The following is a 14,577-nucleotide window of genomic DNA, read 5'->3' as shown; positions in this document are numbered from 1 at the left end:
CGCGCATCGCATTCGCCGCCTCTGATTTCCTCGCGTCGCGCGTAGCCTTTTTGAATCCCGAATCCCGAATCCCGAATCCACCGGAGCCGCCCAATGACCTCCATCCGCACCCAGGCCCTGCACTGCCGCGATGCCGCGCAAGCGTTGGCGCAGTTGTCGTCGCCGGCCAAACAGGCGTTGCTGGAGGCGATGGCGGCGGCGCTGGAAGCGGATGCGGAGGCGATCCTCGCCGCCAATGCGCGCGATCTGGAGGCGGCGCGGGCCAAGGACGTCGGCAGCGCGATGCTCGATCGGCTGGCGCTGGACCGCAAGCGCCTGGACGGCATCGCCGCGGCGCTGCGCGAGGTGGCGGGCCTGCCCGACCCGGTGGGGCAGGTCACCCGCGACGACGTGCGCCCCAACGGCATCCGCGTGCAGAAGATCCGCGTGCCGCTGGGCGTGGTGGCGATGATCTACGAGGCGCGCCCCAACGTCACCGCCGACGCCGCGGCGCTGTGCATCAAGGCCGGCAACGGGGTGATCCTGCGCGGCGGCTCCGAGGCGATCCATTCCAACACCGCCATCGCCGCGGCGCTGCGCCGTGCCTTGCGCGACGCCGGCATCGGCGAGGCCGCGCTGACCCTGGTCGAGGACCTGCGCCGCGAGACCATGCTGGAACTGCTGCAGCTCCACGACATCGTCGACCTGGCGATCCCGCGCGGCGGCGAAGGCCTGATCCGCTTCGTCGCCGAACATGCGCGGGTGCCGGTGATCAAGCACTACAAGGGCGTGTGCCATCTGTTCGTGGACGCCTCGGCGGACCTGGCGTTGGCGGTGAAGCTGCTGGTCGACGGCAAGACCACGCGGCCGGCCGCCTGCAATTCGCTGGAAACGCTGCTGGTGCACGCCGACGTGGCCGCGCGCTTCCTGCCGCTGGCGGCGCAGGCGCTGCGTGCACGCGGTGTCGCCCTGCGCGGCGATGCCGCCACCCGCGCGCTGCTGCCGGACATCGACCCTGCCAGCGACGACGACTACGCCGCCGAATACCTGGACCTGATCCTGGCGGTGGCGGTGGTGCCCGACCTGGACGCGGCGATCGCGCACATCCGCCGCTACGGCTCGGATCACACCGAAGTCATCGCCACCGCCGATGCGGCCAACGCGGAGGCCTTCGTGCAGGCGCTGCGCGCGGCGGTGGTGATGGTCAACGCCTCCTCGCGCTTCTCCGACGGCGGCGAACTGGGCCTGGGCGCGGAGATCGGCATCTCCACCACGCGCCTGCACGCCTACGGCCCGATGGGCCTGGAAGCGCTGACCGTGGAGCGCTTCGTGGTGCGCGGCGAAGGCCAGGTCCGGCACTGAGGCGCTGCGATCCTGGTCGGTCGGGCGCCTGAGCTGCCTGGCAAGGGAGTGATCTGCGTCGTGACGGTGGAGTTGGGCCAGGGCAGCCACTGGCGCTGATCGGAACGGCGTGCCCACGCGCTCGCGCACCGCGGCGCCGACGGCGAAGATCGGCGACCCAGCCTTTGTCACTTGCCGAGTGAGGCGCCGTCGCCTAGCGTCGCGGATTCGCCTCCTTTCGGGATCCAATGCCCATGCTCCGCCTCGCTCCCTGCCTGCTCGCCGCTGCTGTCGCTCTCGCCACCGCCGGCACCGCGTTCGCCCAGACCGCGCCGATGACCCCGGACATCACCGGCAAGCCCTTCGTCGCGCCGACCGCGGCCAACGACTACATCAAGCGCGAGGTGATGATCCCGATGCGCGACGGGGTCAAGCTGCACACGGTGATCGTGCTGCCCAAGGGCGCGCACGGCGCGCCGATGCTGCTGACCCGCACGCCCTACGACGCCAGCGGCCGTGCCAGCCGGCTGGCCTCGCCGCACATGCGCGATCTGCTGCCGCAGGGCGACGAGGTGTTCGTCGACGGCGGCTATATCCGCGTGTTCCAGGATATCCGTGGCAAATACGGCTCGGAGGGCGACTACGTGGTGACCCGGCCGCTGCGCGGGCCGCTCAACCCGACCAAGGTCGACCACGCCACCGACGCCTGGGACACCATCGACTGGCTGGTCAAGCACGTGCCCGAATCCAACGGCAAGGTCGGCATGATCGGTTCGTCCTACGAGGGCTTCACCGTGGTGATGGCGCTGGCCGATCCGCATCCGGCGCTGAAGGTGGCCGCGCCGGAAAGCCCGATGATCGACGGCTGGATGGGCGACGACTGGCTCAACTACGGCGCATTCCGCCAGGTCAACCTGGACTACTTCACCGGCCAGATGACCCGGCGCGGCAAGGGCGAGGGCATTCCGCGCCAGGGCTACGACGACTACAGCAATTTCCTGCGCGCCGGTTCGGCTGGCGACTACGCCAAGGCCGCCGGGCTGGAGCAGTTGCCGTGGTGGCGCAAGCTCACCGAGCACCCGGCCTACGACGCGTTCTGGCAGGAGCAGGCGCTGGACAAGGTGATGGCGCGCACCCCGCTGAAGGTGCCGACGATGTGGCTGCAGGGGCTGTGGGACCAGGAAGACATGTGGGGCGCGATCCACAGCTACGAGGCGATGGAGCCGCGCGATACCGGCAACGACAAAAACTACCTGGTGATGGGGCCGTGGCGGCACAGCCAGGTCAACTACGAAGGTGCCTCGCTGGGCGCACTGCAGTTCGACGGCGATACCGCGCTGCAGTTCCGCCGCGACGTGCTCAAGCCGTTCTTCGATCAGTACCTGGTCGACGGCGCGCCCAAGGCCGACACGCCGCCGGTGCTGATCTACGACACCGGCGCCAACCACTGGGACCGCCTGCAGCGCTGGCCGCTGAGCTGCGCGCAGGGCTGCCCGGCGCAGAGCAAGCCGTTGTACCTGGAGGCCGGCGGCCGCGTCTCGTTCGAGGCGCCCAAGGCCGGGCAGGGCGAGTACACCGAATACGTTTCCGACCCGGCCAAGCCGGTGCCGTTCGTGCCGCGCCCGGTGGTGTTCGGCGATCGCGACATGTGGACCACCTGGCTGGTGCACGACCAGCGCTTCGTCGATGGCCGCCCGGACGTGCTGACCTTCGTCAGCGAACCGCTGCAGGCACCGCTGCGCATCGCCGGCGCGCCGCAGGTGAACCTGCAGGCCTCCACCAGCGGCAGCGACAGCGACTGGGTGGTGAAGCTGATCGACGTGTACCCGGACCAGATGGCGTCCGATCCGAAACTGGGCGGCTATGAATTGCCGGTGTCGCTGGCGATCTTCCGCGGCCGCTACCGCGAAAGCTTCGAGCATCCGGCGCCGCTGACCCCGAACCAGCCGCTGGCCTACCGCTTCGGCCTGCCGACGGCCAACCACACCTTCGAACGCGGCCACCGGATCATGGTGCAGGTGCAGTCGAGCCTGTTCCCGCTGTACGACCGCAATCCGCAGACCTACGTGCCGAACATCTACTTCGCCAAGCCGGGCGATTACCAGAAGGCGACGCAGCGGATCTGGCACACGCCGCAGCAGGCGAGCTACATCAGTTTGCCGGTGGAGTGAGCGAAGCCGGCGCCGGCGCATTGTGCGCCGGCGTGTGGCGTTCGGCGTGCCGCGAACGCGTGGTCAGCTGCGCGATTCGACCAGCGCGAGGGTGCAGGTTTCGCCGGGAGCGGATTGCGCGTAGTCGAAGCGCGAAAGCTTCTTGCCCGAGGTCTGTGCGGCGAGCAGGCTCGCATAGGCGGCCTTGCCGAAATCGTCGCCGATGCTGAAATAGACGACGTCGAACTTGCAGTTGGTGGAAAACGGATCCTTGATGCTGAAGTAGGCGGTGCCGCCCTGCACGCCGAGGCGGTCCACCGACTTGTCGGTTTCGGTCACCGCGGCTGCGGGCGCGCAGTAGAGCGCGATCAGTGAGAGACAGAGCGTCGCTTGCAGTTTCATGGTGTCGTGTCCGTTTGTCTGAGTCGTGAGCGTCGAAACGGACATGCCCGCCGCCTCGCCTTCGGCGCGTGTCGTCGCCGAAGACGCGGGTCGTGATGCATGCGCCGGTTCCCCGTCGCCATTGTGGCCAGGCGCCGGGCCCGGGCGTCAAGGCCAGGTTGCTTCGAGAAGACGGAGGCGGGCGGTTGCCGCGCTGTGTGGCCGCACCGGATTGCAGACACAAAAAAACCCGGAAAACTGTGGTTTTCCAGGCTTCTTGTGACCTTGAAACTGGTCGGGGAGACAGGATTCGAACCTGCGACCTCTACGTCCCGAACGTAGCGCTCTACCAGACTGAGCTACACCCCGAAGGAGCCGCACATGATACGGAGGTCTTCCGCATTCGGCAAGCGCCTTTGCAAAAAAATTTCAGTCCCCCGCGGCGGCCGCGTCCGCGGCATCCGCCGCGTTGCGCTCGCGCGCCTCGAACCACATGCCGTTGAGGATGGCGGCGGTGGAGGCCAGGCCCACACCGAGAATCCAGGCGAAGTACCACATGATCGTTTCTCCTTGCGGGCGCGTCAGTACGCGTTGGGGTTGTCGTCCAGGGAGGCGGCGGTGACCTTGCCCTTCAGCACGCGGTACACCCAGGTGGTGTAGCCGAGGATGATGGGCAGGAACACCACGGTGGCCAGCAGCATGATCCACAGGGTCAGGTGGCTGCTGGAGGCGTCCCACACGGTCAGGCTGGAGCCCGGCTGGCTGGAGGACGGCAGCAGGAACGGGAAGATCGCAAAGCCCACGGTCAGGATGATGCCGGCGATGGCTGCGCCGGAGGCGATGAACGCCAGGCCGCCGCGGCGCTTGCGCAACAGCGCCGCGCTGAGCAGCAGGCCGAGCAGGCCGGCGGCCGGGGCCAGGGCCGTCAGCGGCATGGTCTTGTAGTTGTGCATCCAGCCGCCCACCTCGCCGAGCACGGCGGTCTTCAGCAGCGGGTTGGTGGCGCCGTCGGTGACCACCTGCGAGGTGACCGCATAGCCGGGCAGGCCGGTGGCCACCCATACCCCGGCGCCGGCGAACAGCGCGCAGGCCGCCAGGGCGGCGATGCTGCCGTAGCGCGCCGCGCGCTCGGCCACCGGGCCGTCGGTCTTCAGCACCAGCATCGCCGCGCCGTGCGCCACCAGCATGCTCACGCTGAGCAGGCCGGCGAGCAGGGCGAACGGCATCAGCAGGCCGAAGAAGCTGCCGGTGTAGAACACCCGCAGGGTGTCGTCGAAGTGGAACGGAACGCCCAGCAGCACGTTGCCCACCGCCACGCCCATGATCAGCGCCGGGATCAAGCCGCCGACGAACAGCGCCCAGTCCCAGCCGTTGCGCCAGCGCTGGCCGGGCAGCTTGCCGCGGAACTTGAACCCGACCGGGCGCAGGATCAGCGCGAACAGGATCACGAACATCGCCAGGTAGAAGCCGGAGAAGCTCACCGCGTACAGCGGCGGGAAGGCGGCGAAGATCGCGCCGCCGCCCAGGATCAACCAGACCTGGTTGCCCTCCCAGACCGGGCCGATGGTGTTCACTACCAGCCGGCGTTCGGCGTCGTTCTTGGCCACGAACGGCAGCAGCGCGCCGACGCCCAGGTCGAATCCGTCCATCACCGCGAAGCCGATCAGCAGGATGCCCAGCAGCAGCCACCAGATCACGCGCAGCGTGGTGTAGTCCAATGCAATGAAGTCCATGGTGTGTCTCCTGCCGGAATCAGAGGTGGCCGGCGGCCGCAGGTGCGGCGATCGGGGTGACGGGACGCGGGGCGGGTTGCAGCAGGGCGGGCAGATCGTCCGGCCCCTTGCGGATCGCCTTGAGCATCAGCTTGATCTCGATGATCAGCAGCGTGGTGTAGATCGCCACGAAGCCGGCGAGGGTGATCAGGATGTCGTGCAGGGCCAGGCCGGAGGCGGCATAGAAGGTCGGCAGCACGCCTTCCACCGCCCACGGCTGGCGGCCGTACTCGGCCACGAACCAGCCGCACTCGATCGCGATCCACGGCGCCGGCAGGGTCCACAGCGCCAGCTTCAGGAACCAGCGCTTGTCCTCGAAGTTGTGCTTGCAGGAGAACCACAGCGCCGCGGCGAAGAACGCGATCAGGTAGAAGCCCAGGCCGGCCATCACCCGGAACGTCCAGAACAGCGGCAGTACGCGCGGCACCGTGTCCAGCGCGGCCTTGGCGATCTCCTCCGGCGTGGCGTTGAGGATGTCCTCGCGGTAGCGCTTGAGCAGCAGGCCGTGGCCCAGGTCCTGCCAGTGGCGGTCGAACACCGCGCGCGCCTCGGCGTCGTTGCGGTTGGCCTTGAGCCGCTGCAGCGCGCCGTAGGCGATCTGTCCGCCTCGCACGCGGTGCTCGGCGCGCTTGACCAGTTCCAGGATGCCCGGCACCGGCGTGTTCAACGAGCGCGTGGCGATCAGGCCCATCAGGTACGGCACCTTGATCGCGTAGTCGTTCTTGCCGGTGGCCTGGTTGGGAATGCCGAAGGCGGTGAAGTCGGCCGGCGCCTGCTCCGTTTCCCACATCGCCTCGATCGCGGCCAGCTTCATCTTCTGGTGTTCGTTGGCGGCGTAGCCGCTCTCGTCGCCCAGTACCACCACCGACAGCGAGGACGCCAGCCCGAACGCGGCGGCCACCGCGAACGAGCGCCGGGCGATGTCGCGGTGCTTGCCGCGCAGCAGGTACAGCGCGCTGATCGACATCACGAACACCGCGCCGGTCACGTAGCCGGCGCTGACCGTATGCACGAACTTGGCCTGCGCCACCGGGTTGAACACCACCGCCATGAAGTCCACCACTTCCATGCGCATGGTGTCCGGATTGAACACCGCGCCGGTCGGGTTCTGCATCCAGCCGTTGGCGATCAGGATCCACACCGCCGACAGGTTGGTGCCCAGCGCCATCAGCCAGGTCACCATCAGGTGCTTGACCGGGGTGAGCTTGCTCCAGCCGAAGAAGAACAGGCCGATGAAGGTCGCCTCCAGGAAGAACGCCATCAGCCCTTCGATCGCCAGCGGCGCGCCGAAGATGTCGCCGACGTAGTGGCTGTAGTAGGACCAGTTCATGCCGAACTGGAACTCCATGACGATGCCGGTGGCCACGCCCATCGCGAAGTTGATGCCGAACAGTACGCCCCAGAACAGGGTCATGCGCCGCCACACGTCCTTGCGGGTCATGACGTACACGCTCTCCATGATCGCGATCATGAAGGACAGGCCCAGGGTGAGCGGGACGAACAGGAAGTGGTACATCGCGGTCATGGCGAACTGCAGCCGCGACAGCTCTACGACAGTGGTGTCGATCATGGCTGTGCTACCTCGTGGAAGATGTGCATCTGGGTGGCCGAGTGGCGGGAGATTGGAGGCGATCTTCCGCCGCTGCGGCGCGTTCGACCTTGATTCAGATCAATGTGCGGAACCGGGGTGCCCGGCATCGTGGCGACCACGGCGGTTCCGGCCCGGAAGCGCCTTCCCGCTAAACTGGCGACTTCGTTCGCCGCGCCGAGCCCGTTTTGACCGATTCCGCCGAGCCGTCCACTGCACTGCCCGCCGATACGCCGCAGCAGCGGCAGCAGCGCATGCGCTGGCTGGAGGCCCTGGCCGTGGCCGCGCGCGGCCGCCAGCGCCTGGCTGCGGCGGCGATCAGCGCGTCCGGCGCGCTGCTGATCGTGCAGGCCGGCGCCATCGCCTGGCTGGTGCAGGCGCTGCTGGTCGAGCGCCACGACCTGGCGCAGGCACTGCCGGCCTTCGGCCTGCTGGCGCTGGTGTTGGTCCTGCGCGCCGGACTCGGCGCCGCCGCGCAGCGGGCTGCCGGCGATGTCGCCGATGCGGCCAAACTCGAATTGCGTCGGCGCGTGTACCGGCAACTGCTGCAGCGCGGGCCGCTGTGGCTGCGTGGGCAGCGCAACGGCGAACTCGGCGAACTGCTGCTGGCGCATGGCGATGCGCTGGACGGTTACTACGCCGGCTACCGGCCCGCGCGCTGGGAAGTGAGCGTGGTGCCGCTGTTGATCGTGCTGGCGGTGGCGTGGAGCGACTGGGTGGTCGGTCTGATCCTGTTGTTCACCGCGCCGCTGGTGCCGATCTTCATGATGCTGGTGGGCTGGGGCGCCGAGGCCGCCGGTCGCCGTCAGTTGCGCGAGCTGGCGCGGATGGGCGGGCACTTCGCCGACCGCCTCAAGGGCCTGGGCCTGTTGCGCCTGTACGGGCGCGGCGACGACGAACTGCGCGGGATCGCCGCTGCTGCCGAGGGCGTGCGCGAGCGCACGCTGAAAGTGCTGCGCATCGCGTTCTTGTCGTCCACCGTGCTTGAGTTCTTCGCCTCGGTCAGCGTGGCGATCGTCGCGCTTTACCTGGGCCTGAGCTACCTCGGCATGATCGCCCTGCACGGCAGCGTGCCGACCCTGGGCACCGGCGTGTTCTGCCTGCTGCTGGCGCCGGAGTTCTATGCGCCGCTGCGGCGCCTGGCCGCGCATTACCACGACCGCGCCAATGCGCTGGCCGCGGCGGCCGAGGTGGAGCGCCTGCTGGAAAGCCTGCCGCAGGCCACGGATGCGCCGGCTGCGCACGCCGAGGGGGCCGCCGTGCCGAACGACGCCGCTGCCGAGGCAATGCCCGTCGCCGCGCCTTCCACAAGCGCGTCGCGCGAGGTACCGCTGCTGCAGGCGCGCGCGCTGCATCTGCGGCCGCTGGGTGCGCGCTGCGATGCGGTGCAGGGCCTGGATGTCGATCTGCATGCCGGACAGCGCCTGGCCCTGGTCGGCCCCAGCGGCAGCGGCAAGAGCACGCTGCTGGAAGCGCTGGCCGGGTGGCTGCCGCCGCGTGCCGGTACCTTGCAGGTGCGCAAGGGACTGCGCATCGGCTACGCCGGGCAGCGGCCGTATCTGTTCCACGGCAGCATCGCCGACAACCTGCGCCTGGCCGATCCGCAGGCCAGCGCTGCGCAACTGCATGCCGCCGCCGAGGCGGCGCAGGTGCTGCGCTTCGCCGCGCGTCTGCCGCAGGGGCTGGACACGCCGATCGGCGAGCGTGGCTTCGGCCTTTCGGGCGGCGAGGCGCGACGCATCGGCCTGGCGCGACTGTTGCTGCGCGATCCGGAACTGCTGTTGCTGGACGAACCGACCGCGTTCCTGGACGCGGACACCGAGGCGGACCTGCTGCACACGCTGGCGGAGTTCGCCCGCGGCCGCAGCGTGATCGTCGCCACCCACAGCGAGGCGGCGCTGCGCTGGGCCGATACCGTGCTGCGGTTGCCGGCCCGCAACGCCTCCGCCGCGACCCAGGGAGCGCAACCATGAGCGGCACCCGCGACAGCTTGCGCGGCGTGTTCGGCCGCCATCTCGGCCGGCTGCTGCTGACCGTGCTGCTGGTGCTGTGCACGATGCTGGCCGGGGTCGGGCTGCTCGGCCTGTCCGGCGGCTTCCTCACCGCCGCGGCGCTGGCCGGCGCGGTCGGCATGGGCAGCGGCTTCAACTTCTTCTCGCCGTCGGCCGGCATTCGCGCACTGACCTTCGCGCGCATCGCCTCGCGCTACGGCGAAAAGCTGGTCGGACACGACGCGACCCTGCGCATCGCCCGCGACCTGCGGGTGTGGTTCTTCCGCCGCGCGCTGCCGCTGGCACCGGCACGGCTCGGCGCCAGCCGCACCGGCGAACTGCTGGCACGGCTGATGTCGGACATCGGCGAGGTCGACGGCCTGGTAGTGCGCGCGCTGGCGCCGCTGGCGGGACTGCTCGGCGTCGGCACGATCGGCATTGCCGCGGCAGCGGCGATCCACGGGCCGGCGGCGCTGGTGCTGACCGCGCTGGCGTTGGCGATCGGACTGGGTGTGCCGTGGGTGGTGGCGCGCGGCGGCGAGGCTCGCGAACGTGCGCGCGCGCAGCAGCGCGAAGCCCTGCGCACCCTGGCCTACGAAGGCCTGGAAGGTGCCGCCGACCTGGCCGCGCTCGAGGCGCAGGCCGCCTGGATCGCACGCGTGGACGCCAGCGCGCAGGCGGTGCGCGCCGAGGACCGGCGTCAGCGGCAGCGGCTGATCGGCGGCAACGCCTTGCATGCGCTGTGCGCGGCATTTGGTCTGCTGGCGATGCTGTGGGTGGCGTTGGGTGCGGCGCGTGCCGACGCGATCAGCGCCGAACAGGCCGCGGGTCTGGTGTTCCTGACCGTGGCCCTGCTCGAGGTCTGGGCCGGGGCCGGCCTGGCCTGGCAGGCGCTGCAGTCCGGCCGCGTCGCCGCGCGGCGCCTGCAGGCGATCGCCGGGCAGGCACCGCCGGTGCTCGACCCGGCGCAACCGCAACCGCTGCCGGCGACTGGCGAGGTGCAGTTCGACGACGTGGTGTTCGCCTGGCCGGGCGAGGCGCGGCGCGTACTCGACGGTGTGTCCCTGCGCATCGCGCCGGGCGAGCGCATCGCCCTCTCCGGCGACAGCGGCAGCGGCAAGACCACCCTGTCGGCGCTGCTGCTGCGGCTGTGGGATCCGCAACAGGGCAGCGTCCGCTACGCCGGCACGGATTTGCGCGAGGTGGCCGAGGCACAGTGGCATCGCCGCGTCGCCTGGCTGCCGCAGGGCGCGCCGGTGTTCGCCGGCAGCGTGCGCGACAATCTGCGCCTGGGCGATCCCGCAGCCGACGATGCGCGGCTGCAGCGGGTGCTGACCGACGTGCGGCTCGACGCCTGGCTGCACGAAGTCGGTGGCCTCGACGCCTGGCTCGGCGAAAACGGCGCCACCATGTCCGCCGGCCAGGCGCGGCGCCTGGCCCTGGCCCGCGCCCTGTTGCGCGAGGCACCGCTGCTGGTGCTGGACGAACCCACCGAAGGCCTGGACGTGGACACCGCGCAGGCGCTGCTGCGCGACCTGGCGCAGGCGCTGGGCCAGCGCAGCCTGCTGCTGATCAGTCACGATGTGCTGCCCGAGGGCGTGGTGCATGTGCGTTATCGGTTGCAGGACGGGCAGCTCGTGCGCAGCGTCGAAGCGTCAGGCGATGAGACGGTGTGAGACACGCGCAGCGTGACTGGTCACGCGTGGCGCACGTGTGCCACGAATGGCGGCGACCTCCAAGCACGCACGTCGCAGAACGATGGCAACTGGGACGAGATTCTCTGATGGTATACAACGCGCCGTCAGTGTCGGCCTGTGAGACGTCACCGCTCTAGAATTTCGCGACGGTCGGTGATGCGGAACGAACACCACGAAGCGGTAGTCAGTTTCTTCCGGATGACCGGGCGACAGGGGGTTGCCCATCAGAGAAAAGGAGTTTCACTTATGTTTGGAACAATGTTCGCGAAGAAACGGCTGTCGGCCCTGGTGCGCTTGGGGGTGATGGCAGGGCTGGCGCTGAGCGGCGCGGTGCACGCACAGGCGCTGACCAACGATCCGCTTTCGGCGCAGCAGTGGACGCTCAATGCGATCCGTGCGCCGCAGGCCTGGGCGCTGGCCCCGTCGGGTGGGGAAAAGATCCGTGTGGCGGTGGTTGACACTGGATACTCCGAGCATCCGGATATCAACTGGGCGAAAGATGGCGCTGGTCTCGCGACTTACTGGGATGCGACCGAGGCGCTAGATGGCAATGGTGAAGACTCTAGATACATCGGCTCCGGTGCGCATGGAACTCATGTCATGGGTATCGTGGCGGCCCGAACCCGGAATGGTGAGGGTGTCGCCGGAGTATGCCCGCAGTGTGAAGTCCTTTCGATCAAGACATCGCTAACCGATGCGAGTATCGCCGACGGCATCCAGGTGGCGGTGCAGTCTGGTGCGCGCGTGATCAATCTCAGTTTTGCCCAGGCAAATGTCTCGTGCAGCAGTAGTGGCAATTACAAGCTTACCCGCGCCGCGATTGCCGGCGCGGTGGCTGCCGGCGTACCTGTGGTCGCGGCGGCGGGTAACCACAATACGCCCGATATCAAATACGACAATGAGGGAGTACCAGAGTCTCGGGTGGATGTGGCAAATGTCAGTCCAGCGTCCTGTCCCGGGGTGATCTCCGTAGGTGCCTCCCTCGGCACGCCGCAAGAGCCTAACGTGGAAGCTCCGTACAGCAATGGTGGTGCATCGCTGACGTTGACGGCGCCGGGTGGAGGAGCGACCCGAGAAGATGGTGTGTTCGGTGCGGGAGAGGGCGCCTGTCCCATTTTGAACAATGTAGGAAACAAGGGCGTAAGCACCAGCAGAGTGGGTGTGATGTCGGCTTGGGCCGAGGGCACTGGTACCCAATGGGTGCATTGCTATCGCTTTCTGAGTGGCACTTCGATGGCAACACCTCATGTCAGTGGCGTCATCGGACTGATGCTCTCAGCCAACCCGTCGTTGAGTCCCGCCCAGATCACAAGCATTCTGCAGGCTTCGGCAGGTCCGATGGTGTGTCCCTCCGGTGGCTGTGGCGCAGGTCTGCTGAACGCCGAAGCCGCCGTCAGTGCCGCACGCAGTGTCGCCGGTCAGCAGATGTCCGCTGGCGCGTGCCGCTACAACGTACCTGGCAAGTCGGGACAGGCGAAGTGCACTCTGGATAGCATGGATGTAGCGCCGGATGGCACCGAGACTGTGACCGCTTACGGCCACGTGTGGAAGTTTGATGCTCAGGGCTTGCCGGTCACGCTTCCTGTGCCGCTCAGTAGCTCTTCGGTTTACGCGGGAAGCAACGGACCGTGCACGACCCAGTTCGTCACGCGTAAAAGACCCTGCAAGTTTGACACCCGCGCCGAAGTGAACTATCCGGGCGTGGGCTATCTCGAATCCATCACCGCCTATGGCCGTTATTGGAACTTCGACGCGAACGGCCAGCCGTTCGGCCCGCAGGGTGGAGAACTGAAAGACGTCCCGCGCTATGCGGCTGGCCCTTGCCAGGGAAAGAATCCCTGCGTGTTCGACACCCGCTCGCTGGTCGTGTTCCCGGAATGGGGTGGGTTGGTCGAGTCGGTCAACGCCTACGGGCAGTACTGGATGTGGGACGCGAACGGCAATCTCCTCGCCTCTGGTCCGTTGCAGGGCGTTGCGCGCTACCAGCAGATCTGCAACTACGGTCCGGCAGGCACGCCGTGCAAGTTCGACACGCGCGAACTCAAGAGCAATCGGCATGAGGTGATCACCGCCTATGGCCGCTACTTCGAGTTCAATGGCGAGACGCTGATTCAGAACACGGCGCTGACAGACATGGCGCGGTTCAACTGATTTCGTCGCTGCCGGCGTTCTGCTGAAACGATCGAGCGGGATCACGGCAAAGGATCTGCCGTGCTCCCGCGCTTGGCTGGTGGTGGCATGGCGCCTGTTGGCGTCATGCAGGTGGTCCGTGTGTCCGATCGTGGCAACGCCTATTCGCGAGCGATCTACGAAGTGGGACGTGTTTTGGAAGGAACTCAATTTACCCAACGCGGGACGCGTGTCGGGATGAACCCACGCGAAAGATGCCGTTGGTGGCGTCGCCAGGCACCGCGTGTTGGGGTGATGCGGCTCGCACCCTGCACCACTCACAGCGCATCCAGAAACGCCCGCACCGCCGGTCCGAACCGCGCGAAATCGACCAGGAACGCATCGTGGCCCTGCGGCGAATCCAGCCCCAGGAACTGCGCCTGTGCGCCGCCGGCGCGCAGGCCGTCGGCGATCTGTTGCTGCTGCTGCACCGGGAACAGGATGTCGGTGTTGGCGCCGATCGCCAATGCGCGCTCGATGCGGATCGTGGCGATGCCGGCCAGCACGTCGCCGCCCGCAGGTTCGGCCAAGTCGAACCAGTCCATCGAGCGGCTCAGGTACAGATAGCAGTTCGGGTCGAAGCGGCGCACGAAGCGGCGGGCATGGCCTTCCAGGTAGCTCTCGACCTGGAATTCCAGGCCGAACGGATCGTCGTCGGTCTGGTCCGAGTCCAGGCGCACGCGGCCGAAGCGGCCATCCCATTCCAGCGCCGAGCGATAGGTGATCACGCCCAGCTTGCGTGCCATGCGCATGCCCGATTCGGGATAGGTGGCCTCGTCGTAGTCGCCGCCGTTCCAGTTCGGGTCCAGCCGGATCGCCTCGCGCTGCAGCGAGCGGATCGCGATCGAGAACGGCAGTGCCTGCGCGCTGCCGGAAATGTTGATGTGGCTGCGCGCCAGGCTGGGATGCCGGTGCAGCAGCGCCAGCGCAGTCATGCCGCCCATCGAGTTGCCGATCACGCAGGCCAACTGCGCGATGTCCAGTGCCCGCACCACTTGCGCGGCGGCGTCGGCACCGTCCTCGATCGACAGCTCCGGGAAGCGCAGGCGATACGGCTGGCCGTCGTCCGGATGCGGCGAGGCTGGACCGGTCGAGCCCTTGCAACTGCCCAGCGAGTTCACGCAGATCACGAACCAGCGCTGGGTGTCGATCGGCTTGCCCGGGCCGAGCATGCCGTCCCACCAGCCTGGCGTGGGATCGTCGGCATTGGCTGCGGCATGCGCGTCGGGCGAGAGTCCGGTGACGATCAGGACCGCGTTGTCGCGCGCGGCCGACAGCGTGCCCCAGGTTTCGTAGGCGACCCGCGCGCCATGCAACTGGCCACCACGTTTCATCGGGAACGGCGAGGGCAGGGTGTGGAAGCGGCTGCCGGGCGGGATGAATTCGGTCATGGGCCGATTCTAGCTGTGATCTCTCAGTAGGTTGTTCATCCGGGGCATCTCTGGAAGATGGGGGTTACCAAGCCAACCCAGCCCCCAGGAGCCCCGAATGAACCTGCATAAACATGCC

Annotated in this window: 10 protein-coding genes and 1 tRNA gene; 5 read left to right on the top strand and 6 right to left on the bottom strand. The window is 68.1% G+C overall.

Going from position 1 to position 14,577, the window contains the following annotated elements:
- Nucleotides 1–93: 93 nt before the first annotated feature.
- Nucleotides 94–1,341, top strand: coding sequence for a glutamate-5-semialdehyde dehydrogenase (locus CEK65_RS15865; protein ID WP_152182299.1), 1,248 nt, complete (start codon nucleotides 94–96; stop codon nucleotides 1,339–1,341).
- A 233-nt stretch (nucleotides 1,342–1,574) separates the two neighbouring features.
- Nucleotides 1,575–3,491 (top strand): CocE/NonD family hydrolase, encoded by a 1,917-nt coding sequence (locus CEK65_RS15860; RefSeq protein ID WP_152182298.1) that lies wholly within the window; start codon nucleotides 1,575–1,577, stop codon nucleotides 3,489–3,491.
- Nucleotides 3,492–3,554: 63 nt separating this feature from the next.
- On the opposite strand, the gene CEK65_RS15855 is transcribed toward CEK65_RS15860, so the two are convergent.
- The 5 genes from CEK65_RS15855 to CEK65_RS15835 all read right to left on the bottom strand — a co-directional run bounded on the left by CEK65_RS15855 (nucleotide 3,555) and on the right by CEK65_RS15835 (nucleotide 7,193).
- Entirely contained in the window at nucleotides 3,555–3,917 is a 363-nt protein-coding gene (locus CEK65_RS15855) for a hypothetical protein (protein ID WP_226980601.1), read from the bottom strand.
- Nucleotides 3,918–4,143: 226 nt separating this feature from the next.
- Nucleotides 4,144–4,220: transfer RNA gene (locus CEK65_RS15850), tRNA-Pro, on the bottom strand.
- 60 nt (nucleotides 4,221–4,280) lie between these two features.
- Nucleotides 4,281–4,409, bottom strand: coding sequence for a cytochrome bd-I oxidase subunit CydX (gene cydX / locus CEK65_RS15845; protein ID WP_010343450.1), 129 nt, complete (start codon nucleotides 4,407–4,409; stop codon nucleotides 4,281–4,283).
- 23 nt (nucleotides 4,410–4,432) lie between these two features.
- Nucleotides 4,433–5,584 (bottom strand): cytochrome d ubiquinol oxidase subunit II, encoded by a 1,152-nt coding sequence (gene cydB / locus CEK65_RS15840; RefSeq protein ID WP_152182297.1) that lies wholly within the window; start codon nucleotides 5,582–5,584, stop codon nucleotides 4,433–4,435.
- A gap of 19 nt (nucleotides 5,585–5,603) precedes the next feature.
- A complete protein-coding gene (locus tag CEK65_RS15835) occupies nucleotides 5,604–7,193 on the bottom strand; it encodes a cytochrome ubiquinol oxidase subunit I (RefSeq protein ID WP_152182296.1) in 1,590 nt (529 codons plus the stop codon).
- 272 nt (nucleotides 7,194–7,465) lie between these two features.
- Here CEK65_RS15835 and cydD point away from each other — a divergent pair, with 272 nt between their 5' ends.
- The 3 genes from cydD to CEK65_RS15820 all read left to right on the top strand — a co-directional run bounded on the left by cydD (nucleotide 7,466) and on the right by CEK65_RS15820 (nucleotide 13,050).
- Complete coding sequence (cydD, locus tag CEK65_RS15830; RefSeq protein WP_226980603.1) at nucleotides 7,466–9,184, top strand: thiol reductant ABC exporter subunit CydD; 1,719 nt, start codon at nucleotides 7,466–7,468, stop codon at nucleotides 9,182–9,184.
- On the top strand, nucleotides 9,181–10,878 hold the full coding sequence (cydC, locus tag CEK65_RS15825; RefSeq protein ID WP_152182294.1) for a thiol reductant ABC exporter subunit CydC: 1,698 nt from the start codon (nucleotides 9,181–9,183) through the stop codon (nucleotides 10,876–10,878). Before cydD ends, cydC begins: the two co-directional genes overlap by 4 nt.
- Nucleotides 10,879–11,157: 279 nt before the next feature.
- Nucleotides 11,158–13,050, top strand: a complete 1,893-nt coding sequence (locus tag CEK65_RS15820; protein ID WP_193314810.1) for a S8 family serine peptidase — start codon at nucleotides 11,158–11,160, stop codon at nucleotides 13,048–13,050.
- Between the two features lie 296 nt (nucleotides 13,051–13,346).
- Here CEK65_RS15820 and CEK65_RS15815 read toward each other — a convergent pair whose 3' ends face one another.
- Nucleotides 13,347–14,459, bottom strand: a complete 1,113-nt coding sequence (locus CEK65_RS15815) for a homoserine O-acetyltransferase (protein ID WP_152182292.1) — start codon at nucleotides 14,457–14,459, stop codon at nucleotides 13,347–13,349.
- Nucleotides 14,460–14,577 lie beyond the last annotated feature (118 nt).

Origin of the sequence: Xanthomonas sp. LMG 12459 (assembly GCF_009192905.1) — a bacterium.
In the GTDB taxonomy this organism is placed as follows: Bacteria; Pseudomonadota; Gammaproteobacteria; order Xanthomonadales; family Xanthomonadaceae; genus Xanthomonas_A; species Xanthomonas_A sontii.
This window is presented reverse-complemented; position numbering and strand designations above follow the sequence as displayed.

Bases quoted from the DNA above. Each gene is read 5' to 3' on its own strand.
- CEK65_RS15865 (WP_152182299.1), top strand. From the start codon at position 94: ATGACCTCCATCCGCACCCAGGCCCTGCACTGCCGCGATGCCGCGCAA.
- CEK65_RS15860 (WP_152182298.1), top strand. From the start codon at position 1,575: ATGCTCCGCCTCGCTCCCTGCCTGCTCGCCGCTGCTGTCGCTCTCGCC.
- CEK65_RS15855 (WP_226980601.1), bottom strand. From the start codon at position 3,917: ATGTCCGTTTCGACGCTCACGACTCAGACAAACGGACACGACACCATG.
- cydX (WP_010343450.1), bottom strand. From the start codon at position 4,409: ATGTGGTACTTCGCCTGGATTCTCGGTGTGGGCCTGGCCTCCACCGCC.
- cydB (WP_152182297.1), bottom strand. From the start codon at position 5,584: ATGGACTTCATTGCATTGGACTACACCACGCTGCGCGTGATCTGGTGG.
- CEK65_RS15835 (WP_152182296.1), bottom strand. From the start codon at position 7,193: ATGATCGACACCACTGTCGTAGAGCTGTCGCGGCTGCAGTTCGCCATG.
- cydD (WP_226980603.1), top strand. From the start codon at position 7,466: ATGCGCTGGCTGGAGGCCCTGGCCGTGGCCGCGCGCGGCCGCCAGCGC.
- cydC (WP_152182294.1), top strand. From the start codon at position 9,181: ATGAGCGGCACCCGCGACAGCTTGCGCGGCGTGTTCGGCCGCCATCTC.
- CEK65_RS15820 (WP_193314810.1), top strand. From the start codon at position 11,158: ATGTTCGCGAAGAAACGGCTGTCGGCCCTGGTGCGCTTGGGGGTGATG.
- CEK65_RS15815 (WP_152182292.1), bottom strand. From the start codon at position 14,459: ATGACCGAATTCATCCCGCCCGGCAGCCGCTTCCACACCCTGCCCTCG.